The organism is Phytoactinopolyspora halotolerans (assembly GCF_010550675.1).
Classification (GTDB): Bacteria; Actinomycetota; Actinomycetes; order Jiangellales; family Jiangellaceae; genus Phytoactinopolyspora; species Phytoactinopolyspora halotolerans.
Genome location: NZ_JAAGOA010000002.1, coordinates 405,319 through 431,727, shown reverse-complemented (window position 1 = coordinate 431,727; position 26,409 = coordinate 405,319). Strand labels below are relative to the sequence as shown.

Sequence of the window (26,409 nt, the reverse complement as noted above, 5' to 3'; positions counted from 1 at the left end):
GCACGCCTTCTGCGACCATTCGCCGGGTCCCCGCAGGCGGCCAGTGGTCGCCTAAGAGTACATGTGGGGCGCCAGCGTGGCCACGACTCGGAGGTTCCGGTACTTCTCGGCGAAGTCCAGGCCATAGCCGACCACGAATGAACTGGGGATGTCGAAGCCGACATACCGCACGTCGACCGCGGTCTTGGCGGCCTCCGGTTTCCGGAGCATGGTGCAGATCTCGACCGAGGCCGGCCCGCGCGATCGGAGATTGGACACCAGCCACGAGAGAGTCAAGCCGGTGTCGATGATGTCCTCGACAACCAGCACGTGCCGCCCGGTGATGTCGGTGTCGAGATCCTTGATGATCCTGACGACGCCGCTGGATCGGGTGCCCGACCCGTACGACGAGATGTCCATCCAGTCGATCTCCACATGCCGGGAGAGGTGCCGGGAGAGGTCGGCCATCACCATGATGGCGCCCTTGAGCACGCCGACGAGCAACACGTCCTTGCCCGCATAGTCGCGCTCGATCTCCACGGCCATCTCGGCCAGCCGGCTCTGGATGTCGTCCTCGGTCAACAGGACCTTTTCGATGTCGCCATCGATATGCTGCGGTTCCACGCTTCGAAAGCCTGCCATACGCCGCTGCCGCTCACGTCATCCGGCCGAACCACAGGGCACCACCCGAACGCGTGACGCGGATCGCCCCCGGCAGATCGACGCCCTTCTGACCATGCCATTCACTGATCAACGCGTCGATCGATTCGACATGGGCGGCGGTGAGATCGCTGCCGCCGCATCCCGCCTCGAGTGCTGCCGCTCGCAGCACCCGCCACCGGACGGCGCGCGGCGACGAGGCCAACGCGGTGACGTCGTAACCGACCGATCCGGCGGTCGCGGTGTGCTCCGCGGGCCCGACGGTCGCCGCCTCCTTCGCCTCGTGCGCCAGCGTGTCCAGCGCGTCCGCATCCGCGCGCAACAAGTGCGCGGTCCGCGCCAACGCCTCCGTCATGCCCGGCCCCAGCTCGGCCTCCAGTGCCGGCAGAACCCGGTGCCGCACCCGCGCACGCGCATAAGCGGCGTCGGCGTTGTGCGGATCTTCCCAGGGCTCGACGCCGTCCGGGACCGCGGCGCGCACAGTACGGCGACTCAGCCGGAGCAGCGGCCGCCGGAACACACCGGTGCGCGGCGCCATCCCGGCGAGCGACCGCGCCCCGGATCCCCGTGCGAGTCCGAGCAAGACGGTCTCCGCCTGGTCGTCCAGCGTGTGTCCGAGCAGCACGGCCGCCGCGCGGTGCCGCGCGGCCGCCGCCTGCAGCGCCGAGTACCTCGCCCGCCGGGCATCTCCCTCCGGCCCCGACGGCCCGCGTGCGATCCGGACGTGCAGCGATTCCACCGGGTCGAGTCCCATCGCCACCAGCGTCGCGCCGACGTTGCGGGCCCGCCGCGCCGAATCCTGCTGCAGGCCGTGGTCCACGGTGACACCCCCCGCCGCGACGCCGACCCGGCGTGCCTCCGCGGCCAGCGCGGCCGCCAGCGCCAACGAGTCCGCACCACCGGAACATGCGACCAGCACACACCCGTCGCCGACGTGGGCCAGTTCGGCCCGCACGGCGCGGCGCACCTGGAGCATCTCGGGCGAGCTCTTGCGGGATGGCGCCGCCGGCTCCGCGTGTCCGTGCTCGACCACGCTCACCTGTCACATTCCGTGTACGCGCTTCACCCACGCATCCGGGTCGGCGATCTCCGCCGACGACGGCAGCGTCTGCGGGGATTCCCAGATCCGGTTGAAGCCTTCCATGCCGACCCGGTCGATCACGGCATTGACGAACTTGGCGCCATCGCGGTACTGCCGCATCTTCGCCTCGAAGCCGAGCACCTTGCGCACACCACGATCGACCCCGCTGCCCTTGCGGCGACGTTGGAAGCGTCGGCGGATCGTCTCCACGCTCGGCACCACCTCGGGCCCTACCCGGTCCATCACCACGTCCGCATGACCCTCGAGCAGAGACATGAGGGCGGTCACCCGCTGCACCACGGCCTTCTGCTCCGGTGTCTGGAGCAGGTCGAGCAGGCTCGTGGTGTCCCGCTGACCGCGGACAGCACGGACGAGCGCCTCGACCACCTCGCGCAGGTTGGCCACCAGCGCCTTGCTGTCCAGCTGCGACGCCGAGACGAACGACCGGATCTCGTCCTGGAGGTGCTCGCGCAGCCACGGCACCGCCGTGAACTGGACGCGGTGCGTCTCCTCATGCAGGCAGACCCAGAGCCGGAAATCGCGCGGCTCGACCTGCAGCTCTCGCTCAACGTGCACGATATTCGGGGCCACCAGCAGCAGCCGCCCCAGTGACTGGGCCGACGGGACCACCGCCGAGCCCGCACCCGAGACCACAATCGGGCCCACATCGGAGGTCTGCGACGCGTCCCGTGCACCCCGGGCGGGCGACACGTCGGCATCGTCGCCGGCGGGCTCCGGTTGCGCCGATTGACCCGGCTCACCTGCCCAGAACGGGTCGAACTGGCCCAGCACACGTCCGGCGATGAACGCCAGGAACACGCCCGTCTCCAGCCCGGTCGCCTTCGGGCCGATGAAGTCCAGCGGCCCGCCCTCCTTGCCTTCGCGTGCCTTCTGCACCTTGGCGATCAGAGGGGCGACCACGGTGCGCAGGCTGTCCGTGTTCGCCCTGATCCAGCCCTCGCGGTCCACCACCGCCAGCGGCGCCGACGCCGACGAGCCGTCCAGCCCGGTCACCGCCCGTACATGGCCCTCGGCCTCCGCGGCAAACTCACGCAGGTCGGCGACCGTCTGATGTGCCTCGTCTTCGGTGACCACCGGGCCCGAACCAGCGAGCCGGGTCGCCGTCTTGGCCGCCAGGTCCCAGTCGACGAGTTGTCCGGCCGCGTCGTTCGTCGTCATACGTCCACGCTACGTCAACGGACGGCGATCGTTACTCCGCTTCTCGACTCAGGGCGGCGGCGAACTCGTCGAGCGCTGCCCGCGCGCCCAGCGCGTCGTCCGCATCGTCGGCGAGGATCGCGAACGCATATGTGGTTCCATCGACCGCGACGGCGATGCCCGCCAAGCTGTGTACCCCGGTCAGCGTTCCGGTCTTGGCCCGCACGTATCCCGCGCTGCCGTCCGGGGCACGGTCGGCGAGGGTGCCGTTGAAGCCGGCCACCGGCAGACCGCTGATCACCGGCCGCAGCTCCGGCCGCTCCGGATCCGCCGCCATGACCAGGACCGAGACCAGCGCCGACGCCGTCACCGTGCTTCCCCGCGAGAGACCGCTTCCGTCACGGATCTCGATGCCGTCGAGGTCGACACCGAGCTCGCCCAAGACCTCGGTGACCGCCTCGCTCGCCTCCGCGGAGGTCGCGGGCCGGTCCAGGCCCAGCGCCACGTGCCGCGCGAGCACCTCCGCGGCGTCGTTGTCGCTGGTCCGCAGGGTGTGCGCGACAATCGACGCCAGTGCGGGCGACTCGACCGAGGCCACCGGCTCGGAGTCCGGGTGCGCCGTCACCCGCTCGACGTCGCCGGTGACGGAGACACCCTCCTCCTCGAGCATCTCGGCGAATCTCTCGGCGGCCGCCAGCGCCGGATAGTCCGAACGCTCACGCAGCCCCGGAACCTCGCGGGCGCCGTCCACGGCGAGCGCGCTCACCGGACCGGCGACACCGTCGGGCACGTAACTCGGCCGCCAATCGGGGTCGATCGGCGGGCCGGAGAACACGCCGTCGTCGAAGGAGAGCTGCACGGATGTCACGCCGGCGTCCTGCAGCGCACGTGCGGTCCGCGAGGTCAGTGCCTGCAGGCTCGTGGCGCCGCCGATGCGCGTAGCGTCGCGCGTGGACGCGAGCAACGGGTCTCCGCCGCCGACGAGCGTGAGCTCAACGTCGCCCTGCTCGAGCGGCGTGGCGGTGACCGCCTCCGTGGTGAAGGTGTGGTCCGGACCAAGCACGTGCAGCACCGCCGCGGAGGTCAGGAGCTTCATGGTGCTTGCCGGCGTCAGCGCGCCGGTGGGATTGCTCTGGTAAACGTCCTCGCCGGTATCGAGGTTCGCCACGGAGACGCCGACTCGACCACCCAGTTCCGCCGCGCCCGCCAACCCGCCGAGCACATCGGGGAGCGCGCCGGTGGCGGCCGACGCCTGCCCCGCCTCGGACACCTCCGCACCGGCATCGAGGACCGTACCAGCCGGCTCCCACGGCGCCGGTGCCGTCGCCTCGGGGACCGCTCCGGCCGCCTTGCCCACCGCCTGCGACGGCGGCAGGACCCCGGCGGCGAACAACCCGCCGACCGCGAGCCCGGCAGCCGCGATGACACCCGCCATGGCCAGCGCCACCGTCCGCAGCCCGCGCCGTCCGCGGCCTGTCACGCGGCGCTCACGCCGGCTCTCCTGGCCCACAGGCGCTGGGGTGTCGTGCCGCGACATCTCTCTCCGAAGGTCTCGCTGCGCCACGGTGGGAAGCAGCAGTTACATGCCCGTGACGTATTAAACACGCGGGCAATCGCCGATCACGTACCACGGTACGGGAGACTAGTGACATTCCCGGGCCGCGCATACCCGCCGCGGCCGACGCCTCGCTGCGCGCCCGCATGGGTCGCCTGCCCGGGCGAGGACTGAGTGGGTCAAGGACGACGGAAGAAAGGTCACGCCGTGGAGTTCGACGTCACCATTGAAATCCCTGCGGGGAGCCGGAACAAGTACGAGATGGACCACGAGAGCGGACGGATCCGACTCGACCGCCGGCTGTTCACGTCGACCCGGTACCCGCACGATTACGGGTTCATCGACAACACGCTCGGGCTCGACAGCGACCCGCTCGATGCGCTGGTTTTCATCGAGGAGCCGACCTTTCCCGGCTGCCTGATCCGCTGCCGGGCGATCGGCATGTTCCGCATGAAGGACGAGGCCGGCGGCGACGACAAGGTTCTCTGCGTGCCCGCCGACGATCCTCGCAAGGACCGATTGACCGACATCAGCGACGTGCCCGAGTTCGATCGGCTGGAGATCCAGCACTTCTTCGAGGTCTACAAGGATCTGGAGCCGGGCAAGTCAGTCGAAGGCGCCACCTGGGTGGACCGGGCGGCGGCCGAGGCGGAGATCCGCGACTCCTACGCCCGCGCCAAGAAACACGCGCACTGAGAAGGAGCCGGCACGAACGCCACCTCCCCCGGCTCAGGAGACCGCCGGGTTCAGGAGACCCGGCCGTAGAAGGCCGGATCGACCCAGTAGAAGACGCTCTGTACCTCCACGTTCTTGCCGGGACGCGGCGCGTGAATCATCTGTCCGCCGCCGATGTAGAGCCCGACGTGGTACACGCCTGACGCCTGACCGTTGTCCGACCAGAAGATCAGATCGCCGGGCCGCATCTGCGCATAGGAGATCCGCGTGACCGCCGCGGCCTGGGCCGCACTACTGCGCGGCAGGACCTTGCCGCCCGCTTCCCACGCCCGCATGGTCAGCCCCGAGCAATCGAACCCGTGCGGTCCGTCGCCGCCCCACTGGTACGGCTTACCGATCTGCGCGTGTGCGTAGGCGATCGCCGCGTCCGCTCCGGACGCCGGCGGAGCGGGCTCGTCCGGCTCATCCGGCTCCTCGGGTGGCTCAGGCGCTTCAGGCTCATCCGGCTCATCCGGTTCATCCGGTGTCTCCGGCTGGTCAGGCGCTTCCGGCGTCTCCGGCACGTCCGGTGGCCGCGGCGCTTCAGGCTCATCCGGATCGTCGGTGTCGTCTGGCCGCTCGGGCTCCTCGGGCTCGTCCGGCGCTTCGGGCGTCTCCGGTTCCTCCGGGCGCTCCGGCTCACGATCCGAGGGGTCACTCGGATCCGGCGATGGCCCGCCGTCTGGGACGTCGGGGTCTTCATCGGGTTCCTGCTGGTCCTCCTCGGCTCGGCGTTCGCGCTCCGCCCGCTCGGCATCCGCACGACCTTGCTGCCGCTCCTCCTCAAGCGCAACCGTTGTTCCGCGAGCTTCGGCGAGCTCGGCGATCAGCCGGCGGCGTTCTTCCTCGGCCGCGGCGGCCCGTTCCTCTTCCGCGGCGACGGCGGCCTGCGCCTCCGTGCGCGCTTCCTCGGCCTCACCCGCCGCCCGCTCGCGCGCACGGAGTGCGTCCTCGGCCTGCTCCGCGGCCTGCTCGGCCTCGTCGGTGGCGGTGATCGCCTGGTCGACGGCGCCCGCCTGGGAGCGCGTCACGGAGCGGAACGCGGCCACCTGGTTCCGTAGCGCCTCACCGGACTCCGCCTGCAGGATCGTCCGTAACCCCGCGAGGTCACCGCCGTTCTGGTATGCGGCCATCACCACCTGAGCGAGCACATCCCTCGCCGCGGCTGCGCGCTCGGCGGCCTCACTCGCCTGCCGCTGAGCCTCCGCCTCGGCTTCCTCCGCCTCGGCCAGCGCCTCCTGCGATCGGTTGTACTCCTCGGATGCCTTGGCGACGTCGACGCGCAACTGATCCAGCTCTGCCCTGACCTCCGCCAATCGTGCCTCCGCCACGGCAACGGCGTCGCCCGCGGTGCGCTCGGCGTCGCGCGCCTCGTCGACGTCCTCCTGCGACGGATACGTCGGCTCGGCCACCGCCGGAACCACGCCGTACGTGGCGACCGCACACGCCATCGCCGCGATCAACGTGCTTCCCCGCGCAGCGCGCCGGTTCCCCCTACCCATGTGGCCGACCTCCCCGTCGTCAGGCATCACAGGAGACGAGCGTAACCACTCTGATCACACAAGGGAACACTAAGAACACTTTTCCCAATCACCACACGGCGTGTCGACTTGACTAACTACAGCAGTGTCATTTCGAACAGGCAGGTAGAAGCCTCAGCGCCACGCGAGGAACCACACCGCCGCACCGTCTCACATTCCGAGATAGTCTCGGCGCAGCAGCGGAGAGAGCACGAGAACGCTGCGCGTCCGGGCGACGAACGGCTCCGCCGAGATCTCGCTGAGCACTCGCTCGAAATGGCGCATATCGGATGCGAAGACGTGCAGCAGCGCATCCGCGTCGCCGGTCACCGTGAAGGCCGCCACCACCTCCGGATAACGCTCGGTACGGCGCAAGATCTCGTCGCCGGATGTGCGGCGGTTACAGAACAGCTCGACATATGCCTCGGTCGTCCATCCGCGCGCCGCGGGGTCCACCCGCACGGTGAAACCGGTGATGACGCCACGCTCCCGGAGCCGGTCGACGCGTCGTTTCACTGCCGGCGCCGAGAGGTTGACCTTGGCGCCGATCGACCCGTAGCTGGCTCTGCCGTCTTGGGAGAGCACTTGAATGATCTGTCTATCGACGTCGTCGAGCGTCACAGTCACATCCTGATACGGTTCAGCACCGTGACGCAATATTTCGCCGTCATATTGGCATCATGTGCAACGAAATGCATATATGAGCGCAATACTACGGTATAGCGTTGCGTCACGGCGAACTCTATCTTCGTGTCATGGCTCAGTACTCGGTCCGGCGTTATGTCATGTGCCCTCCCGCGCACTTCGCGGTGGAATACGCGATCAATCCTTGGATGGACACGTCGCGGCCGGTGCATCGTGGCCGCGCCGTGGCGCAATGGGAACGGCTGCGAGAGACCTACGAGGCCCTCGGCCACCAGGTCGACCTGCTCGAGCCCATACCCGGACTCCCGGACATGGTCTTCACGGCGAACGGGGCCATGGTGATCGGTGATCGCGCATTGGGCGCCAGGTTCCGCGAATCCGTGCGCGAGCCCGAGGCTCCGGCCCACCGGGAATTCCTCACCGGTCTGGGCATCGATGTACGCCTCCCGCAGGCCGTCAACGAAGGCCAAGGGGACTTCGCCTGGACGGGACGGCACATCCTCGCCGGTAGCGGCTTCCGGACCAGCCGTGAGGCACATGTCGAGGTCGAGCAGACGTTCGGCGTTCCGGTGCTCGCGCTGGAGCTGGTCGATCCGCGTTTCTACCACCTCGACACCGCGCTCTGCGTGCTCGACAGCGACGTCATCGCGTACTACCCCCCGGCGTTCTCCGAGGCCAGCAGACGCATTCTGGCCGAGGGCTATCCCGATGCGATACTCGCCGGCGACGACGACGCCCAGGTGCTCGGGCTGAATGCGGTCAGCGACGGCGAGCATGTGGTCCTGGCCGCACAAGCGGAGAAGTTGTGCGCGCGTATCGCTGAGGCGGGATTCACACCGATTCCCGTGGACGTTTCTGAGCTTCTTCGGGGTGGCGGAGGCGCGAAATGCGCCACCCTGGAACTACACGACCATAACCGTCCCCGCGCGCACACCGCTGGACCGAGAGCCGGGGCCGGCCAATGAGCGTACAAGCCTTCGAAGGAGCCGATATGACCGTCGACACCAACCGCACACAAGAGCTGATCACGCTCACCGAACGCAGCACCGCGCACAATTACCATCCGCTGCCGGTGGTGGTCGCCGAGGCCGACGGTGCATGGGTCACCGACGTCGAAGGACGACGCTACCTCGACTGCTTGGCCGCGTACTCCGCGGTGAACTTCGGCCACCGCCACCCCGAGATCGTGGATGCCGTCCGCGCTCAACTCGACCGCGTGACGCTGACCAGCCGCGCATTCCACCACGACACGCTAGGTCCGTTCGCCCGCGAGCTCGCCGATCTGGCGGGCAAGGATCTGGTGCTGCCGATGAACACCGGCGCGGAGGCGGTGGAGACGGCGATCAAGGTCGCCCGCAAGTGGGGCTACGAGGTCAAGGGTGTACCGGAGGACCGTGCGACCATCGTCGTCGCGGACGGCAACTTCCACGGCCGGACCATCAGCATTGTCAGCTTCTCCACCGACCCGGTCGCGCGCACCCACTTCGGGCCGTTCACCCCCGGATTCAAGGTGGCCCCGTACGGTGACGCGCCGTCCGTGGCCGATGCGATCGACGAGACCACCGTCGCCGTCCTGATCGAGCCGATCCAGGGCGAGGCCGGGGTCATCGTCCCGCCCGAGGGTTACCTCTCTCAGGTCAGGCAGCTCTGCGATGCGCGCGAGTTGCTGTTCATCGCGGATGAGATCCAGTCCGGTCTGGGCCGCACCGGCGCCACGTTCGCCTGCGATCACGAGGACGTCGTGCCGGATCTGTACCTGCTGGGCAAGGCGCTCGGCGGCGGCGTCGTCCCGGTCTCGGCCGTGGTCGGGAACGAGGACGTCCTCGGCGTCATCCACCCGGGCGAGCACGGAAGCACCTTCGGCGGCAACCCGTTGGCCTGCGCCGCCGGGCGCGCCGTCGTCGGCATGCTCGGCACCGGTGAGTGGCAGCGTCGAGCCGCCGAGCTGGGAAGCCATCTGATGGACGGATTGCAGCCACTGGTGGGTCACGGCCTGCACGCAGTCCGTGGCCGTGGCCTGTGGGCCGGCATCGACATCGACCCCGACCTGATGAGCGGCCGGCAGGCGTGCGAGGCACTGCTCGCCGAGGGGGTGCTGGTCAAGGACACCCATGGCTCCACCATCCGGCTCGCGCCGCCGCTCGTCGTCGAGGCGGAGGAAATCGATCTCGCTGTCGACGCGCTCTCACGAGTCCTCGCCGCGGGACCGCAGCGCTGAAGCGCGCACAGAATCCAACGCCCACTCCGGCATGTTTGTGTCGTTCGACACAGTGAGTCTGCTGACGCACACCTGAAGCGAGGAGTAACGTAAAGGTGTGGCCAAACAATCCAAGAAAGACGTCGCGGTTTTCAAAGTGAATCCGACGGTATGGGCACAAGCTCTTGAGCTTGCCGAAGGCGATGGCCGGCGCATCGAGATTCGCGGAGAATTCGACGTCGTCGTACACAATGATCCTCTTCCGCCGAACAAACGCACGCAATTCGCCGCTGCGAACGATAGGTAGCGAGGCGTCCCGCAGAGCCAACAGGTAGGTTCACTCTGCGGGACCTTGCGTGACGCTTCACACCCATCCGGCGTCATGCGCCAGGATGGCGGCTTGCACGCGGTTGGTCATGTCGAGTTTGCTCAAGATTCGGCTGACGTGCGCCTTCACCGTCGCCTCGCGCATGCCCAGGGAGCGTCCGGCCTCGGCGTTGGACATACCTTGTGCCACCGCCACGAGGACAAGCCGCTCCCGCTCACTCAACACATCAAGCCTCTTCGCCGCCACCTCACCATTCCGAGACGCGGCGATAGCGAATCGTTCCAACAAGCGTTTGGTGACGTTCGGCGCCAGAAGAGCGTCACCGTTGTGAATCGTCCGGACCGCGGCAATCAGGTCATGAGGCGGCGTGTCCTTGAGCAGAAATCCCACCGCGCCTACCTGAAGCGCTTTGTGAACGTACTCGTCCAGGTCGAACGTCGTGAGCACAATCACCTTAGGCGGTCGCGGCAGCGCCACGAGCCCGGCGGCCGCGGTCAGCCCGTCGACGCCGGGCATTCGGATATCCAGCAGCAACACGTCAGGTCTCACATCCTGAGCGATCCTGACCGCTTCGGTTCCGTCGGACCCCTCGCCCGTCACCTCGATGTCGTCAGCCGACTCGAGGATCATGCGCAGCCCCGATCGCACGAGCTGCTCGTCGTCGACAATCACCACTCTGATCACGGGTTGGTCTCCGTCTTCCGGTCACCGACATGTTCATCGCCGCTCCCATCCGTACCGCCAGCCGATTCGTCGTCTGGCCGTACCCCGGAGTCCGCTCCGTGGGTGCGCTCATGTTGATCCTCGACGTTCTCGGGCAGGGTAGCGCGGACTTGCCACGAACCGTCCGATAGCACGTCCGTATCCAGCTTCCCGTGGGCCAAGAGGACACGCTCCCGGAGGCCGGCCAGGCCGTAGCCGCTCACCGAGGAACACCCGCCGCCGTGGCCGAAGGTAGTGACTGACCGTCCGTTCGTCACTGTCACGATCAGTTCCTCCAGCCGGTAGTCCAGTTGGACGCGCACGAACGCGCCGGGCGCGTGCTTGGCGGCATTGGTCAGGGCCTCTTGAACCACTCGGTAGCCGGTGCGTTCCACGAGCGCCGGGAACGGGCGGACCGAACCGGTCCGCCCGTACTGCAGGATCATCCCGGCACTCCGCCAACCCTCGACCAGCCTATCCAGGTCGGCCAGCACCGGAAGTGGGGCGGTCGGTGCCTCGGCTTCCGAGTCGTCCCGCAGCACCCCCAGCACTTCCCGCAACTCCGTCAGCGCCTCGCGACCGGTGTCCCGGATCTGAGCGGCCGTCTCCACCACGCCCGGGTCGGTCTTGGCGACCTCAAGCCCGCCGGCGTGCAGGACCATCAGACTCACCCGGTGCGCGACCACGTCGTGCATCTCTCGCGCGATCCGGGTCCGTTCGGCGGCGACCGCCCGCTCGGCCATCAGCTGCTGCTCGCGTTCCAAGCGTTCGGCGCGCTCACGCAGGCTGGCGACGAGTAGCCAGCGGGTGCTGATCCACAGGCCAAGACTCATCGGCATGCCAACGACGACGCCCACGAAGAGGACGCCCAGGAAGAGCTCCGACCAGGTCTGTGGTGTATTCCAGAGGCCGATGACGAGTGCGACGGCGGCGGCCGCCGCCCATCCGACCAGCCGCCTGCGGTTGGTGAACCACGCCGCATAGCTGTAGAGCGCGACAACGATCGGAGCAAGGTCGCCGAACAGGAGCAGCATCATGACCGCGAGGGTCAGCAACCGCTCCGGTTTGGTCCGCCGGTACAGGATTGCCCATGCGGCCAACCCAGGCAGGACGATGGTGGCAGCCAGCCCGAATGCGATGTTGTGGAACACCGCTTCGACCATGCTGTCGAGGCCGGCGAGCTCCGAGTTATCCGGCAGCAGCCCGGGGAGAAGGCGGAACGCCAGACTCGGTGTGTCGCTACGCGACATGTCGCCGTCGTCGACCAGAGCGAGCCCGCCGGGTGTGACCACGAACACGAACACGAAGGGAAAGCAGACAACCGCCACAATCCAGTCCACGACCCGGTGCCGCCGCTGCCGACGCCAGCGGGACACGGACAGGTCAATCTCGGTTTCCGCTGACAGTATGCGACGAAGGAATCCGCTCATGAATGACAACAGCATACGCAGACGTCACCTGTACGCGTCACGTCTACGGAAGACCGCGACGGCGACAGCGAGGGCGGTGGCCGCGAATCCGGCCTTGATACCAAGACCGGTCCACGGCTCTCCCATCCCGTCCACCGGCAGCTCGAAGAGCGTCTCAAAGCCCGGCGAGACTGTGTGGTCAGCCCGGTCGCCTGAATCATGGCATGCCCCTCCCACTCATCGCCTTCCTTTCGAAGGCACATCTTCATATCCAGCTCCTTACCGCATCGGCAGCGACGCGGGCGGGCCGTCGGCCCCTAGCAGTCTCAACACTAGGCACGTCAAATACGGGTGAGCGCCATCCCGAGCACCGAATTCTGGCACCACCTCATGGCCGGTTCTCCGCCGTGCGGCGGCGACTTTCGGCGTAGGGCATGCATCGACCTTCGTCGATTCCCGAGGCGGGGGAACATCGGAGCCCAGGTCGCTGACCTTCAGAAATGCGGCGACACTATCCGTGCCACGCGAGGCGAACGCCGACGACCTCCGACGAAAGTCACACCGATATCTACGTCTAACAGCTCAACCACGCACTTATTCGAACTCTTTCGAGACGGGCGATCTCGGCACTGAGACCGACGCCGATTAAGCGTGCGCGGAAATAGCGTGATGTTGGGTTCGGAAGGTGAGCCCACGGCCGCGGGAATCGAGTTCTGAAGGCCGTGAGAGCAACCCACCTGACAACGGGTGTTCGACAAGGAGATTTCGTGGCACAGTTCTTATATAAGCTTTCCCGCTGGTGTTTCCAGCGGCGGAAGACCGTGCTCGCCGCCTGGCTCGGCGCACTGGTACTCGTGAGCATCGCCGGGGTCACGCTCTCGGAAGAGACCGTGGATGAGTTCGAGATCCCGGATACGGAGTCCTCGCAAGCCTTCGATCTCCTGGAAGAGCGCTTCCCCGACGACTCCGTCGGTTTCACGTCGGCTCAGGTGGTGTTCGCCGCTCCCGACGGCGAGACGCTGATGGACCCAGGAAACCAGGCGGTCCTCGAGCGGACCATAGAGCGCCTGGCCACGGCGCCGGGCGCCTTGGACGTGACCTCGCCGTTCGATGCTGGCACAGTCGCCGAGGACGGCTCCGTGGCTTTCGCGGAGGTAGCGTACGGCGAGGATCCACCCGACGACGCAGCGGACACGCTGGACGAGGCCGTCACAGACGCACGCGACGCCGGGCTGACCGTGGAAATGCGCGGCGAGGCCCTCGAAGTGGAAGGGGAGGCCGGCGCTGCGGAGCTCATCGGCCTGGCAGTGGCGGCACTAGTGCTGGTCATCACCTTCGGCTCGTTCGTCGCCGCTGGGCTGCCGCTGCTGAACGCGGTCATCGGTGTCGGTATCACGATCATGGGCATCGCGGCCGCAACCGCCGCATTCGACCTGGCCAGCGACACGTCGACGATCGCCATGATGCTGGGAATGGCGTTGGCGATCGACTACGCCCTGTTCATCGTCTCCCGGTACCGGCATGAGCTGGCCATCGGACGTACGCCGATGGAGGCTATCGGCCGCGCCGTCGGCACGGCCGGTTCGGCGATCGTCTTCGCGGGCCTGATCGTCATCGTGGCGTTGGGTGGTCTGGCGATCTTCGGCATCTCCTTCACCACGCAGCTCGGCCTCGGGGCCGCAGCAGCCGTCGCGATCGCAGTCATCATCGCGTTGACTCTGCTTCCCGCGATGTGCGGGTTCGCCGGCACCCGCATCGTGGGTGGGCGCATCCCCGGTCTGAGAGCACGGGATCCCGAGTCCAATGGAGGCAAGCCGACGGCTGGGCGCCGGTGGGCCCAGTTCGTCACGCGCCGGCCTGCCCCGGTGCTGGCCATCGCGGCCATCGGCCTGGGCACCCTGGCGGTACCGGCGCTGGACATGCACATGGCGATACCCGACGACGGCACAGCGGCGGAAACCAGCACAGCGCGCAAGGCGTACGACTTGGTCGCCGACGGATTCGGCGCCGGCTACAACGGCCCGCTGACGATCGTCATCGACGCGACAGACAGCTCCGACCCGGTAGGCGCCGCCGCCCACGTCGCCGACGTGGCTGGTCAGCTCGACAATGTCGCCGCCGTCTCGCCGGCAACCTTCAACCCGGCGGGCGACACGGCCACTGTGACCGTCCTCCCCGAAACCGGGCCCAGCTCGCAGGAGACCGAGGATCTGGTCAACGCACTCCGGGATGAGGCCACGGAAGCCGAGGCCGCGACCGGCGCTGCCCTCATGGTCACCGGAGTCACCGCCGTCCACATCGACTTCACCGGGACGCTTAGCGATGCGCTGATCCCCTACCTCACTTTCATCGTCGGCATATCCATGATCCTGCTGATGCTGGCGTTCCGCTCGATCCTGGTCCCACTCAAAGCCGCGCTCGGATTCTTGCTCACCATCTCAGCCACTCTCGGTGCCCTGGTGGCGGTGTTCCAGTGGGGATGGCTGCGCGACGTGTTCGGGGTCGAGAGCACCGGCCCGATCATGAGTTTCCTACCGGTCATAGCGATCGGCATCGTGTTCGGGCTTGCCATGGACTATCAGATCTTCATCGGCACCCGGATGCGGGAGGAGCATGTGCACGGCGCCGCGCCGATGCCCGCCGTGGTCAACGGGTTTCAGCACGGCGCCCGCGTGGTCACGGCTGCCGCGATCATCATGATCAGCGTCTTCGGCAGCTTCATACTCGGCGAAGGCACCATCAAACAGGTGGGCTTCGCCCTGGCATTCGCGATCGCCGTCGACGCGTTCATCGTGCGGATGACCATCGTCCCCGCCGTCATGGCGCTGCTCGGACGTCGAGCGTGGTGGATACCCAGCTGGCTTGACCGGTTGCTGCCCAACGTCGACGTCGAAGGCGAGAAGCTGCGGCACACGCTGGGCGAATCCGCCGACCACGAACAGGAGCTGGCTCACACACCACAGTGACCACAGGCGGGGCGAGCGGACACGGGGCCGCTCGCCCCGCCACACAAACATCACGCCGGACACGGTCGACGGAGCGATCACCATGATGTGGGCAACGCTCGTGCTCAGGTCCCTACCGAAACCACGCGTCTACACCGGCCGTCAGGACACGTTTGATCTCGTCGGGAGCGGCGGACGAGGCGATGCTGTGCCTGGCGAGAACGGCCAGCAGGGCGTCGTCGAGACCGAGCACGTCTCTGCACAGTGCGTACTGTTCGGCGAGACCGGCACCGAAGACCAACGGGTCGTCACTGCCGATGGTGACCGGGATGCCGGCATCGAGGACGGTGCGGACCGGTACGTCGGAAGGTTCGTGGACGCCGAGCGGCGCGTAGGAGGTCGGGCAGATCTCCATGGCGACCTGTCGCTCGGCGAGCAGCGCAAGCACGGACGGCTCGGTGACGGCGGCCGTCCCATGGCCGATACGAGTGGCTTTCAGCAGGTCCACGCAGTCGCGGACGTGGCCCGCCCCGGTATAGAAGCCCGAATGCGGGGTCAGCAGCAGGCCGGCGTCCGCGGCGAGCCGAAACGCGGGCACGTAATCCACGACGTCGCCGAGACGTTCGTCGTTGGAGAGCCCGAAGCCGACGACGCCCGATCCGGCGTATCGGACCGCGAGCCGGGCGAGCGCCTCGGCGTGGTCCCCGGACCGGGCCCAGCTCGAGGCGATGATCACACCCGTCGGCACCGGCGACGCCGCCGCCGCTGAGAGCACCGCCTCGACAACGGCCTCCATGCCACCGAAGGCCGGCGCGTACGACGTCGGATCGACCTGAATCTCCATCCAGCCGCAGCCGTCGGCCGCATCGTCCTCCGCCGCCTCAGAGATCACACGGGCGACGTCGGTGGGCGTCCGGATCACCTCCCGGGCCGCGTCGTACCGTCCCTGAAAGGCGGCCCACTCTTGGACTCGCGTGTGATCCCAGGCAGGAGGCACCGGCACGCCGTAGCGGGTGGCCAGCTCACGCAGAGTGCCCGGACGCATGGCACCGGTCAGATGCAGGTGAGACTGCGCCTTCGGCAGGGCTCGGATATCCCCGAACGACGTCGCGGCTACGTTATCCATCCGGGTCACACTCTCCATACGTGAACGACGTCCCACACTTTAGGGCGTCGACTCATCACGGTCGATCAGGCGTCGTTCAGCGCCCGCCAGAGCCGCGGCAAGCCAGCGGCGTGCCAGCAACGCCAGCGCGAACGCGGTCGCGCACGCCGTCAGCGTCACCGCGAACGCCGCCCGATGCCCGCTGACGTCGGCCAGCCGGCCCGCAGTCCCGGATCCGAGGGCGTATCCAATTCCCGTCGCGCCGGCAAGCAGCGTCATCGCCATTCCTGCCTGGCTCAGCGGCATCAGCTGACGGGCCAACATCGCGACGCTGATCATGTACGGCGCTATCGCCAATCCCAGGACCAGCACGATCGGAATCAGCCCAGCAAGCGAATTCACGAACACCAGGGGTACCGCGAATACGGAAAGGCCGGCGGCGAAGGCCAGGAGCCGACGCTCGTATCCGAACCGTGCCGGCAACGAGGCCACGGATAGCCCCGCCACGACACTTCCGACGGCGAGCAGCGCATGCACCAGGCCGGCGTGGCCGGGATTACCCTGCTCCGTGGCCAACACCGTAGTCCCGGTCTGCGTGGCGCCGAACACCATGCCGATCAGCAGCTGGGCGGCGGCGAGGACAACGAGCTCGGGCGTGATCAGCCGCCGTCCCTTCGATCGGCCGGCGAGCCAAGGGCGGGCGGGCGGCGCCGTCGGATGGATGGCGAACCAGCTCCCGAAGACGGCGAGTAGTGCGGATGCGACGATCAGCGCACCACCGGGATGGACGATGGCGGCAACGGCGCCGACCAAGGCCGGGCCGAGGACGAACGACGCCTCGTCGGCCGCACCCTCGTACGCGAACGCCGCGTCGACCAGCTTCACCTGGCCGGCGCCCGTCCCCCGGGCGATGTGCGGCCATCTGACGCGCGCCAGAGGTCCGACCTGCGGCATGCACAGACCGGTGAACCCGGCGACGACGACCACGACTCCCAGCTCCGCGCCAGACGTGGCCAGCACGACCAGAGTGGCCAAACCGGCGGAGGCCGCGAGCGACTGAATCAAGACCACTGGGCGCTGGCCGACGCGATCCGTCATCATGCCGGCGATCGGGGCACCGACCGCATTCGCCACAGCCACGGCGCCGGCGGTCAGTCCGCCCGCCGAGTACCGCCCGGTCTCGGTAGAAACGAGAAGCAGAGCACCGAGCTGGATCATCGCCATCGGCAGTCGGCCGAAGAACGCGACGACGACGTAGGCGGGACCGACCAGGCCGAATAGACGGCGGTATAGCAACAGGGGCGACACACCGGGCTCCAGATTCGACGCGGTGCGCGTCTCCCCGCCCAGACACGCTGTGTAGCCCCTGCATGGGATCACAAGGATCCGCTGCGTCTACGGCGATAGTACCGAAAGACCGAGGTCCGGTCGACGTCGCGGTGAATGCGTCATCGATCAGCAAACCGGGCATATCGCGCCGGGCTGGTCCCGAGATAGCGCTTGAAATGCCGCGTGAGATGGGACTGGTCGTAGAAGCCGACGGCGGTCGCCACGTCCGCGGGTCGCTCGCCCGCGAGCAGCAGACGACGGGCGAGGTCCATCCGCCGACCGGTGAAATAGGCGTGCGGCGGCATGCCGAACGTCGAGGTGAAGGAACGCACGAGGTGAGCGGGATGCGCCTGCAGGATGCCGGCCGCTTCCGCCAGCGACATCCCGGCGGTGACGCGTTCGTCGAGCAGCTCTCGCAATTCGGCTGCCTTGTCGGGGCGCGCCTTCGCGGGACGCGTCCGTATCTCGGCGTCCGCACGACCGCTCTGCGAGTCACGCGGCCGCGGGCGACGCGCATCGGCGAGCAGATGATCGACGAGCCGCTCGCGCACCAGGGCCAGCCGGCCCTCCGCCTCGAACGCGTCATCGCGGTGGAGAAGTGCCAGGTGCAGCCGGTGTATGCGGTCGCGCAACAGCTCGTCGTCGAATGCGGGGACGTCGACCGCAGCTCCGATCAAATCCTCGCCGAGAACCGTCGAATCCAGGTACACGACCCGTTTGCGGAATCCACCGGAACCGGCGGGACGTCCGTCGTGAACCACGTGCGGCGGCAGCAGCGTCACGGTCGTTCGCCCGGCGCCGTGATGGTGACGGTGCAGGTCATACTGGATCGCGCCGTCGTCGATGATCAGCAGTGCCCAGGCGTCGTGCGTGTGTGCCGGATACGCATGCTCGAGGAATCGGGCGTGGAAGGCCTCGACCACGCCGGGAACCGCGGGCCGCCACGCCCGGATCACCGGATTCGTCGCGCCGTGGCTGACCGGCCGGACGTTCGCCAGCTGGCTCACACGACGAACATATAGGACCCAGGCCGGGGCTGACCACCGTCATCGCAAGTGACGTCCCCCCAGCTCGTCCATCACGTCGCCGGGGACGATTCCCGCACCGCCGCCACCGCCTCGACTTCGACGAGTTGATCGTCGTATCCGAGAGCGGCGACACCCAGCAGGGTACTCGGCGGGTCATGGTCGCCGAAGTAGTCGCGGTATACCTCCCACGCCGCGACGAGATCGGCCTGATCGGTGGAGGCCACGTAGACGGTCGTCTTGACGACGTCGGACAACTCGGCACCGGCCTCATTGAGCGAAATGTTCAGGTTCTCCATGACTTTGCGCATCTGCCCGACGTAGTCACCCACGGCGGCTGTGGAGCCGTCCAGGTTCAACGGGCATGCCCCGGCGACGAACACGAACCTGGCGGATGCTGGTGCTGTCGAGGCGTACGCGTATTCGGCGGCGTCGGAAAGCTTGGTGCTGCGGATAAGGGTTATCGCGTGGTTCACGACCAGATATTAGTCGGAGGTCGCGGCGGGCCACGAACGAGTTTTCGGCCACGTACGCAAAGAACGTACAAGACGTCACGCCGAGCCGACCACCATCATCGGCAGCGTGAACGAACCGATCCGTTTCGACACCAAGATCGCCGTCCTCCTCCGTGACGACCTCGAAGGCTGGCAACGCCTGAACGTCACCGCCTTCCTCGTCAGCGGCATAGCCGGTACCGATCCGGAGCTCATCGGGGAGCCGTACCAGGATGCCGACGGCACCGCCTACCTGCCGATGTTCCGCCAGCCCGTGCTCATCTTCTCGGGCGACAAGGAAACCGTGACACTCGCCCACTCGCGGACGCTGCAACGCGGTCTGCGGTGCTCGATCTTCACGCGCGACCTATTCAGCACCGGCAACGACCGAGACAATCGCTCCGCTGTCCGGGCCGTCGGCCGTGACGCGCTCGACCTCGTCGGCCTGGCCGTGCACGGCCCCAAGAACGCCGTGGACAAGATCCTCAAGGGCGCCGCGCTGCATGGGTGAGGCCGGATGTGCACTCAGGTAACTTCGTGGCCGGGGCACCACCCGTCGATGTCGTTGCCGGCCGCCTCGAACGGATCTGACGCGAGCTCCGGGGCGCAGGCCCCACACGCGGCCGGCAGCTGCGACGCCGGCGGTGTCAGCGCCCCGAACACGGACGGTTCCGGCTTCGCTCAGCGCGGGACGCCCACGGCAGCGCGGTAACGATCGGCGACGAGATCGACGACGGACGGGTGCACGCCGATCGGCGGAGCGACGACGTCGGCGCCCATTCCGTCAAGGCGGCGCAGGAACAGCCCGGGAGCCAACAAGTATGTCGCGATCCCGACCCGCTCGTGTCCGGCGACGCGCAGCGACTCGACGGCGTCCTCCACGGTGGGCGTGGCCGTCGTGATGTAGCCGACGACGACGTCGCGGTCGATCAGCCCGGAGAGTTTGGCCGCGGCGGCCTCCACCTCGCCGAGCGCGCTCTCGTCCGACGACCCGGCGGCGGCCAGCACGACGGAGTCGGGCAACTCGTCCCCCGATGCTTCCCGCAGCCGGTCGGCTACCGCCGCCACGACGGCGTCGTCGGGCCCGAGGGCGGACGTCACCACCGCCCTCCCCCCGGTGGTCTCGACGGCGTCCGGGACGTCGACACGAACGTGGTAACCGGAGGCGAGGAACATCGGGACGACGACGGGTGCTCCGCCGGCCTCGGCCAAGACCTCGTCCAGCATGGGACCGATCACGTCCACGTAGGCGATCCGGACGTCGACGCCGGGCAGCTGCGCCCGGACCTGGTCGAGCAGCTCTTCCAGCACGACGGGACCGCCGGGGTCACGGGTCCCATGCGCGGCCGCCACCAGTGTCGGCGGCGTCGCGGGCCTCGTCTCGGGGATCGTCACGCTCGCCCTCGTCCATGCCCCGGGCGGCTCCCCGGGGTACATGTCACCCTGCCGGCGATGAGGCGGAAGTACGGCAGCTCTTGATTCACGAACACGCGGATCCTCCGGTCATGTCTCCAGTCCTACGCTACCTTGCGGTCTGATTCCGCCCGCCTTTGCAATGCACACATATACGCAACGCCCGCAACGCGATCATCCGCACCTTGCAATGCACATACATACGCAACGCCCGCGCGGTCGCAGGGCACCTGTTGCGTATATGTGTGCATTGCAAAGGCGGTGATGCAGGTACGCGGACCTGCGGCGTTGCCGCAGGAACCGGCGGGGCGATCGCGCCGCGGGCGGGCGGTCGGTCCCCACGCCGCCGGCGTCATCTCGAGGGTGTTCCGTATTTCTCGTCGGCTGTCTCGGGCTCATAGGCGAGTCGATACCCACGCTTCACCACCGTCTGTACCACCCGCGAGCCGAGGACCGCGCGCAGCCGGGTGATCGCCATCTCGACCGCGTGCTCGTCGCTCCCGCCGCCCGGCAGCACGGCCAGCAGATCCGCGCGCGATACCACCACCCCAGGCCGACGGACCAACTCGCGCAGGATCGCCATCGGCGCCGGAGCCAGCTCCCGCGCGACGCCGTCCACCAGTACGGCATGGCCGCGGACCTGCAGCTCGTGCCCGGCGGCCCGCAGCGTCCGGCACCGCGTCGGCAACTCGGCCACAATCTCGCGCACCAGCGCACCCAGGCGCGCACGTTCCGGCTGCGTCGTGGTCACGCCCATCCGCTCCAGGCGTGCCGCGGTCACCGGTCCGACACAGGCCGGCACCACATCGTGCATGAGCGCCGCCAGAATCTCGTCCGCCACGCCTCTCTCGGCCGCCACCGACAGCAGGCTGGCTACCGCGGGAGCGCTGGTGAACACCACACAATCCACAGTGCGCGCCACGATCGCCTCGATGACCCGCTCCAACGGGCCGACATCCTCCGGCAGCACCCAACGGTAGACCGGGATCGGAACGACCTCGGCGCCGGCCGCCTCCAACGCGTCGGTGAAGTCCGGCAGCGGTTCGCCATGGAGCTGGACGGCGACCCGCTTTCCGCTCAGGTCACGCTCCAGCAGGTAATCCAGCACCTCGGCAGACGACTCGGACGCCGGCGACCAGTCATCCACCAGCCCCGCCGCCCGGATCGCACCACGCGCCTTGGGTCCGCGTGCCAACAGCGTCGCCGCGCCCAACCGTGCCAGCAGCGCCTCACCGAGGTCCCAACCGTCGGCGGCCTCCATCCATCCCCGGAATCCGATCCCGGTGGTGGCCACGGCGATGTCGGGAGGATTCTGCACGCATGCCCGGGTGGCGGCGAGGAGCTCGGCGTCGTCGTCCAGCGGGATGATCCGGATCGCCGGCCCCTGCATCACCCGGGCGCCACGTCGCTCCAGCAGTGCACCGAGTTCTTCTCGTCTCCGAGCAGCGGTCAACGCGACGGTGAATCCCTGCAGCGGCAATGCATCGCCGGCGCCGGCCACCGCGTGCTGCGCGTCCGGGGCGTGCACAGCAGTACGAGTCCCTGCACCGTGTCGCGCGGCGGAGACCGCAGCCGTCACGTCACCACCACCTCGACGCGGCCATCCCGGATGCGCACCTCATATACCGGGACGGCGACCTCCGGGTGATCGAAGCACACCCCGGTGCGCAGGTCGAAGACCTCCTTGTGCATCGGCGAGGCCACGGTCGGCGCGTCGCCGCGGGTGCCGACGATGCCCCGGGACAGCACGTACGCGCCGGAGAACGGATCACGATTGGAGACGGCGTGGATCTCACCGTCATAGGTACGGAACAGCGCCACCTGCACACCGCCGACGAGCGCCGCCGCGCCACGCTCCGGGAGCAACGCATCGTAGGCGCAGACGTCCGCCCATTCCTTGCGTCCTGCGGACCGAGCGTCCGGGCCCGCAGTCTGCAGGACATCGGGGATGTGGGTCGTCAGGGTGTCGGTTGTCATGGTCATCGGCGCACCACCTCGAGTTCGGGGCCGGCGATCGGGACGGGCCCATCGCTCGGCGACTGATCGGCCGGGCGGATCTGATCCCGCTCGGTGACGAACTGAATGCTGGGGTCGGGAACGTCCGGCGCGTTCACGAACGAGACGAACCGGCTGAGTTTCTCCTCGTCCTCCAGCACCGCCGCCCACTCGTCCGCATAGGCCTCCACATGCCGCTGCATCGCCGCGTCCAGGTCAGCACAGATGCCGAGTTCGTCGTCGACGATCACCCGCCGGAGATACTCCAAGCCGTCGCCGTGCTCCTCGTTCAGCGCCTCCATCCACGCCGCCGTGCGCTGCAGCCGGTCGGCGGTGCGGATGTAGAACATCAGGAAGCGATCGATGGTGCGGACGAGGTCCTCGGTGGATAGGTCGACGGCGAACTGCACGGCGTGCCGCGGATTGAAGCCGCCGTTGCCGCCTAGGTAGAGGTTCCAGCCGTTCTCGCTGGCGATGATGCCGAAGTCCTTGCTCCGCGCCTCGGCGCACTCCCGCGCACACCCGGAGACGCCGGACTTCAACTTATGCGGAGAGCGCAGCCCGCGATAGCGCAGCTCCAGCATGATCGCCAGCGACGTGGAGTCCTGCACCCCGTACCGGCACCACGTCGAGCCGACGCACGACTTCACCGTCCGCAGCGCCTTGCCGTACGCGTGCCCGGACTCGAAACCGGCATCCACCAGCCGCTTCCAGATCGCCGGTAGTTGGTCCACCCGGGCGCCGAACATGTCGATCCGCTGGCCACCGGTGATCTTCGTGTACAGGCCGAAGTCCCGTGCCACCTCCCCGATGACGATCAGCTTCTCCGGCGTCAACTCGCCGCCCGGCACCCGCGGCACCACCGAGTAGGTTCCGTTGCGTTGCAGGTTGGCCAGGAAATGGTCGTTGGTGTCCTGCAGGGCGGCCTGCTCGCCGTCCAGGATGTGCCCGGAATCCAGGCTGGCCAGGATGGAGGCGACCGCCGGCTTGCAGATGTCGCAGCCACGGCCCGTCCCGTGCCGGGCGATGATCTCCGAGAAGGTCCGCGCCCCCGTCACCCGGATCACGTCGAACAGCTCGGCCCGGCTCATCTCGAAGTGCTCGCACAACGCGGTGCTGACCTCGACGCCGGACTGCGCGATCAGCGTCTTGATCAGCGGCACGCAACTCCCGCAGACCGTACCGGCCTTGGTACAGGCCTTCACCGAGGCGACATCACAGCAGCCCTCGTCGTTGATGGCGGCGCGTATCGTGCCGGCGCTGACGTTCTGGCAGGAGCAGACCTGCGCCGCGTCGTCCAGGCTGGACGTCGCGGGGCCGACCATCAGCACCTGTTCAGGGGTGTCCGGCAGCGGCTGCCCGACCATCGTCCGCAGCGCCGCGTACGCCGACGCGTCGCCCACCAGCACACCGCCCAGCATGGTCGAGGCGTCGTCGGTGACCACCAGCTTCTTGTACACCCCGGCCACCGGGTCGGCGTAGACCACCTCCAGCGCGTCCGGCGTCGCGGCGTGCGCGTCACCGAAGCTCGCGACGTCCACGCCGAGCAGCTTCAGCTTGGTGGACATGTCCGCCTCGGTGAACGCGGCGTCTCCGTCGACCAGCCGATCCGCCACCACCTCGGCCATGTCATATCCGGGCGCCACGAGGCCGTAGATCTTCCCGCAGGCCAGCGCACACTCACCGATCGCCCAGATGTTCGGATCGGACGTGCGGCAGCCTTCGTCGACGACGATCCCGCCGCGCTCGCCGACCTCGAGCCCGCAATCGCGAGCCAGCTGATCCCGCGGGCGGATGCCCGCGGAGAACACCACCATCCCGACGTCCAGCGGATCACCGTCGGCGAAGACCATCCGCAGCCGGCCGTCATCCAGAGCCTCGATCTGCTGGGTGGCGGTCGCCGTGTGGACGGTGAGCCCCAGCTCCTCGATCTTGCGACGCAGCATCTCGCCGCCGCCCTGGTCGATCTGGGCGGGCATCAGCCGTGGTGCGAACTCGACGACGTGCGTGGCCACCCCCAGCGAACGCAGCGCGTTCGCCGCCTCCAGCCCGAGCAGACCGCCTCCGACCACGGCCCCGGTGCCGGCCGTGCCGGCCCGCTCGCGGATCGCGTCCAGGTCCTCGAGGGTGCGGTAGACGAAGCAGCCGTCCGCGTCGGCGCCCGGAATCGGGGGCACGAACGGCGACGACCCGGTGGCCAGCACCAGCGCGTCGTACTCGACCACCCGGCCGGACGCCGTCGTCACCGTCTTGGCGTCCCGGTCGACCGCCACCGCCGGGTCGCCGACGTGCAGCACGCAGTGCTCGTCCGTGTAGCAGCCCTCCGGCACCACGCTGAGTTCCTCGGCGCTGGTCCCGGTCAGGTACGACGTCAGGGCCACCCGATCGTAGGCGGGACGCGGCTCCTCGCCCAGCACCGTGATCCGCCAACCGTGCCCCGCATCCCGCTCGCGCACGGCCTCGACCAGACGCTGTCCCACCATCCCGTTGCCGACCACCACCAGGTGGCCACGGTGCTGTGTCATCGTCATGCGGGGACCTCCACCAGCTTCGCGTCGACGTCATCGGGTCGGTCGGGAACGGCGAGCTCGTCGCCCTCGGTCTCTGCCTCGTTCGCGCCGTCGGCGGCAGCGGTTCCGATCCGCATCGCCGCGACGATCCCGGCGACGTCGTCCCGGCACCCTCCGCAGCCGCTCGTGGCGCGCGTGCACATCGCCACCTCCGCCACCGTGCTCGCACCGTCCGAGCAGGCATGCCGGATCTGACCGGCGGTGACGGTGTTGCAGCGGCAGACCAGATCGTCGTCGGCCAGATCGGCCGGGTCGGTCGCCAGGCCTGCGTCGGCGACGCCGGGAAAGATCAGCGCCCGGCGGTCGGCGGGCGCGAGTGCGACCCGGTCGAACAGCTGGGTGACCGTCCCGACCGTCTCGGCACCGCCCAGCATGATCGCACCGGTCACGCGGTCGTTGCGGATCACCAGCTTCTGGTACGTGCCACGGATCGGGTCCGCGAAGCGCAGCACCTCCACCCGATCCGCCGCTCGGGCGCCGTTCCGCGCCGTCCCGGTACCGTCCGAGATGTCGTCCACGTCCGTCTCGCCCATCGCAGCCAGGTCGATGTCCTCGGCCTTCAGCCGGGTCACCAACCGCGAGCCGGCATACACCCGGTCGCCACCCGTCAGCGCATCCGCCAGCACGCCGGCCTGCTCCCACGCCGGCGCCACCAGGCCGTACACCTGACCCTCGAACTGGGCGCACTCGCCGATCGCGTGCACCCGCGGGTCGGACACGGACGTCATGCGCCCGTCGACGACGATCCCCCGATCGACGGCCAGCTTCGCCGCCCGGGCCAGGCCGGTGTTCGGCCGCACCCCGCAGGCGACGATCAGCAGGTCGGCAGCGATCCGGGTACCGTCCTCCAACACCACGACGCGCTGACCGGCCACTTCGTCGTATGCCCGTACCTGGGCGTCCAGCCGGATCCGCACCCCGAGCGAGCGCAGCGTACCGGCCAGTACCCGCCCGGCCTCGGCGTCCAGCTGGCGTTCCATCAGCCGGTCGACGGCGTGCACCACCTCGACCTCGACGCCCCGTCCCGCCAGGCCGCGCGCGGCCTCCAGTCCGAGCAGCCCGCCGCCGAGCACCACCACCCGGCGGATCTCCGGCCGGTCGACCCGCGCCATGATGGCGCGGCAGTCCTGCAGCGTGCGGAAGACGGCGACGTCACGATCGAGCTCGTCGCCGTCGACCGCACCTTCGATCGGCGGGACCCAGGCCCGGCTGCCGGTGGCCAGCACCAGGTGGTCATAGCCGACGTATTCACCGCGGTCGGTCAGGACCCGGCGCCGCTTCCGGTCGATATGCTCCACGCCGACTCCGAGCAGCAGCTCGACACCTTCGGTCGCATACCAGGACGCCGGGACCATCTCCACGTCGGCCGGTGTCAGTTTCCCGGCCAGCACCGAGGACAGCAGCACCCGGTTGTACGCCTGCTCCGGCTCGGCACCGATCACGGTGATGTCGAACCGGCGCTGCGGATCGTGCGCCCGCAGATCCTGGACGAACCGGGTGCCGGCCATTCCGTTGCCGACCACGACCACCCGTTCGGCGGTGCGTTGCCGGTCTGGTTCCTCGCGGTATGTCACGACGCTTTCCT

The 26,409-nt window shown here is 68.5% G+C and carries 23 protein-coding genes; 6 read left to right on the top strand and 17 right to left on the bottom strand.

The features are described 5' to 3' along the window. Positions 1-51: 51 nt before the first annotated feature. From hpt to dacB, 4 genes are all read right to left on the bottom strand, one after another. A complete protein-coding gene (hpt, locus tag G1H10_RS04345; RefSeq protein WP_312856525.1) occupies positions 52-603 on the bottom strand; it encodes a hypoxanthine phosphoribosyltransferase in 552 nt (183 codons plus the stop codon). Between the two features lie 31 nt (positions 604-634). Beyond that, positions 635-1,615, bottom strand: coding sequence for a tRNA lysidine(34) synthetase TilS (tilS, locus tag G1H10_RS04340; protein WP_163733399.1), 981 nt, complete (start codon positions 1,613-1,615; stop codon positions 635-637). A 66-nt stretch (positions 1,616-1,681) separates the two neighbouring features. Then, the gene (locus G1H10_RS04335; RefSeq protein WP_163733107.1) at positions 1,682-2,899 is read right to left on the bottom strand and encodes an Rv3626c family coenzyme F420 biosynthesis-associated protein; all 1,218 of its coding nucleotides are present in this window, start codon (positions 2,897-2,899) and stop codon (positions 1,682-1,684) included. A 31-nt stretch (positions 2,900-2,930) separates the two neighbouring features. Next, entirely contained in the window at positions 2,931-4,358 is a 1,428-nt protein-coding gene (gene dacB / locus G1H10_RS04330) for a D-alanyl-D-alanine carboxypeptidase/D-alanyl-D-alanine endopeptidase (RefSeq protein ID WP_163733105.1), read from the bottom strand. Between the two features lie 282 nt (positions 4,359-4,640). Here dacB and G1H10_RS04325 point away from each other — a divergent pair, with 282 nt between their 5' ends. Beyond that, on the top strand, positions 4,641-5,129 hold the full coding sequence (locus tag G1H10_RS04325) for an inorganic diphosphatase (RefSeq protein ID WP_163733102.1): 489 nt from the start codon (positions 4,641-4,643) through the stop codon (positions 5,127-5,129). Between the two features lie 50 nt (positions 5,130-5,179). Here the strand turns inward: G1H10_RS04325 and G1H10_RS04320 are convergent, their stop codons facing one another. Further along, positions 5,180-6,649, bottom strand: a complete 1,470-nt coding sequence (locus G1H10_RS04320; protein ID WP_216852891.1) for a C40 family peptidase — start codon at positions 6,647-6,649, stop codon at positions 5,180-5,182. A 189-nt stretch (positions 6,650-6,838) separates the two neighbouring features. Then, the gene (locus G1H10_RS04315) at positions 6,839-7,288 is read right to left on the bottom strand and encodes an Lrp/AsnC family transcriptional regulator (protein WP_163733396.1); all 450 of its coding nucleotides are present in this window, start codon (positions 7,286-7,288) and stop codon (positions 6,839-6,841) included. Positions 7,289-7,422: 134 nt separating this feature from the next. On the opposite strand from G1H10_RS04315, the gene ddaH reads away from it, so the two are divergent. The 3 genes from ddaH (at position 7,423) to G1H10_RS04300 (ending at position 9,816) form a co-directional block, all read left to right on the top strand. Continuing rightward, on the top strand, positions 7,423-8,277 hold the full coding sequence (ddaH, locus tag G1H10_RS04310; protein WP_163733096.1) for a dimethylargininase: 855 nt from the start codon (positions 7,423-7,425) through the stop codon (positions 8,275-8,277). A gap of 26 nt (positions 8,278-8,303) precedes the next feature. Beyond that, positions 8,304-9,530, top strand: a complete 1,227-nt coding sequence (gene rocD, locus G1H10_RS04305) for an ornithine--oxo-acid transaminase (RefSeq protein ID WP_163733094.1) — start codon at positions 8,304-8,306, stop codon at positions 9,528-9,530. A 97-nt stretch (positions 9,531-9,627) separates the two neighbouring features. Continuing rightward, a complete protein-coding gene (locus tag G1H10_RS04300) occupies positions 9,628-9,816 on the top strand; it encodes a hypothetical protein (protein ID WP_163733091.1) in 189 nt (62 codons plus the stop codon). 57 nt (positions 9,817-9,873) lie between these two features. On the opposite strand, the gene G1H10_RS34405 is transcribed toward G1H10_RS04300, so the two are convergent. Together G1H10_RS34405 and G1H10_RS04290 are read right to left on the bottom strand one after the other, a co-directional pair. Continuing rightward, a complete protein-coding gene (locus G1H10_RS34405; protein WP_163733089.1) occupies positions 9,874-10,521 on the bottom strand; it encodes a response regulator in 648 nt (215 codons plus the stop codon). After that, the gene (locus G1H10_RS04290) at positions 10,518-11,969 is read right to left on the bottom strand and encodes a sensor histidine kinase (protein ID WP_163733086.1); all 1,452 of its coding nucleotides are present in this window, start codon (positions 11,967-11,969) and stop codon (positions 10,518-10,520) included. The genes G1H10_RS34405 and G1H10_RS04290 overlap by 4 nt, the downstream gene beginning before the upstream one ends. 746 nt (positions 11,970-12,715) lie before the next feature. Between G1H10_RS04290 and G1H10_RS04285 the strand changes: the two genes are divergently transcribed. Further along, positions 12,716-14,914: an MMPL family transporter gene (locus G1H10_RS04285; protein ID WP_163733083.1), complete on the top strand. Its 2,199-nt coding sequence runs from the start codon at positions 12,716-12,718 to the stop codon at positions 14,912-14,914. Positions 14,915-15,026: 112 nt separating this feature from the next. Here G1H10_RS04285 and add read toward each other — a convergent pair whose 3' ends face one another. From add to G1H10_RS04265, 4 genes are all read right to left on the bottom strand, one after another. Next, positions 15,027-16,019, bottom strand: a complete 993-nt coding sequence (gene add / locus G1H10_RS04280; protein ID WP_163733080.1) for an adenosine deaminase — start codon at positions 16,017-16,019, stop codon at positions 15,027-15,029. A 39-nt stretch (positions 16,020-16,058) separates the two neighbouring features. After that, entirely contained in the window at positions 16,059-17,306 is a 1,248-nt protein-coding gene (locus G1H10_RS04275; protein WP_163733077.1) for an MFS transporter, read from the bottom strand. Between the two features lie 140 nt (positions 17,307-17,446). Continuing rightward, positions 17,447-18,334, bottom strand: a complete 888-nt coding sequence (locus tag G1H10_RS04270; RefSeq protein ID WP_216852890.1) for a helix-turn-helix domain-containing protein — start codon at positions 18,332-18,334, stop codon at positions 17,447-17,449. Between the two features lie 71 nt (positions 18,335-18,405). Continuing rightward, complete coding sequence (locus G1H10_RS04265) at positions 18,406-18,828, bottom strand: RidA family protein (RefSeq protein ID WP_163733075.1); 423 nt, start codon at positions 18,826-18,828, stop codon at positions 18,406-18,408. A 97-nt stretch (positions 18,829-18,925) separates the two neighbouring features. Here G1H10_RS04265 and G1H10_RS04260 point away from each other — a divergent pair, with 97 nt between their 5' ends. After that, a complete protein-coding gene (locus G1H10_RS04260; protein ID WP_163733390.1) occupies positions 18,926-19,357 on the top strand; it encodes a DUF2000 family protein in 432 nt (143 codons plus the stop codon). 170 nt (positions 19,358-19,527) lie between these two features. On the opposite strand, the gene G1H10_RS04255 is transcribed toward G1H10_RS04260, so the two are convergent. The 5 genes from G1H10_RS04255 to G1H10_RS04235 all read right to left on the bottom strand — a co-directional run bounded on the left by G1H10_RS04255 (position 19,528) and on the right by G1H10_RS04235 (position 26,398). After that, on the bottom strand, positions 19,528-20,241 hold the full coding sequence (locus tag G1H10_RS04255) for a sirohydrochlorin chelatase (protein WP_216852888.1): 714 nt from the start codon (positions 20,239-20,241) through the stop codon (positions 19,528-19,530). A gap of 370 nt (positions 20,242-20,611) precedes the next feature. After that, positions 20,612-21,760, bottom strand: a complete 1,149-nt coding sequence (locus G1H10_RS04250) for a uroporphyrinogen-III synthase (RefSeq protein WP_163733388.1) — start codon at positions 21,758-21,760, stop codon at positions 20,612-20,614. 74 nt (positions 21,761-21,834) lie between these two features. Further along, on the bottom strand, positions 21,835-22,242 hold the full coding sequence (gene nirD / locus G1H10_RS04245) for a nitrite reductase small subunit NirD (RefSeq protein WP_216852886.1): 408 nt from the start codon (positions 22,240-22,242) through the stop codon (positions 21,835-21,837). Further along, positions 22,239-24,785: a nitrite reductase large subunit NirB gene (gene nirB / locus G1H10_RS04240; protein WP_246219101.1), complete on the bottom strand. Its 2,547-nt coding sequence runs from the start codon at positions 24,783-24,785 to the stop codon at positions 22,239-22,241. The genes nirD and nirB overlap by 4 nt, the downstream gene beginning before the upstream one ends. Beyond that, positions 24,782-26,398, bottom strand: coding sequence for an FAD-dependent oxidoreductase (locus tag G1H10_RS04235; RefSeq protein WP_163733069.1), 1,617 nt, complete (start codon positions 26,396-26,398; stop codon positions 24,782-24,784). The genes nirB and G1H10_RS04235 overlap by 4 nt, the downstream gene beginning before the upstream one ends. Between the last annotated feature and the right edge of the window lie 11 nt (positions 26,399-26,409).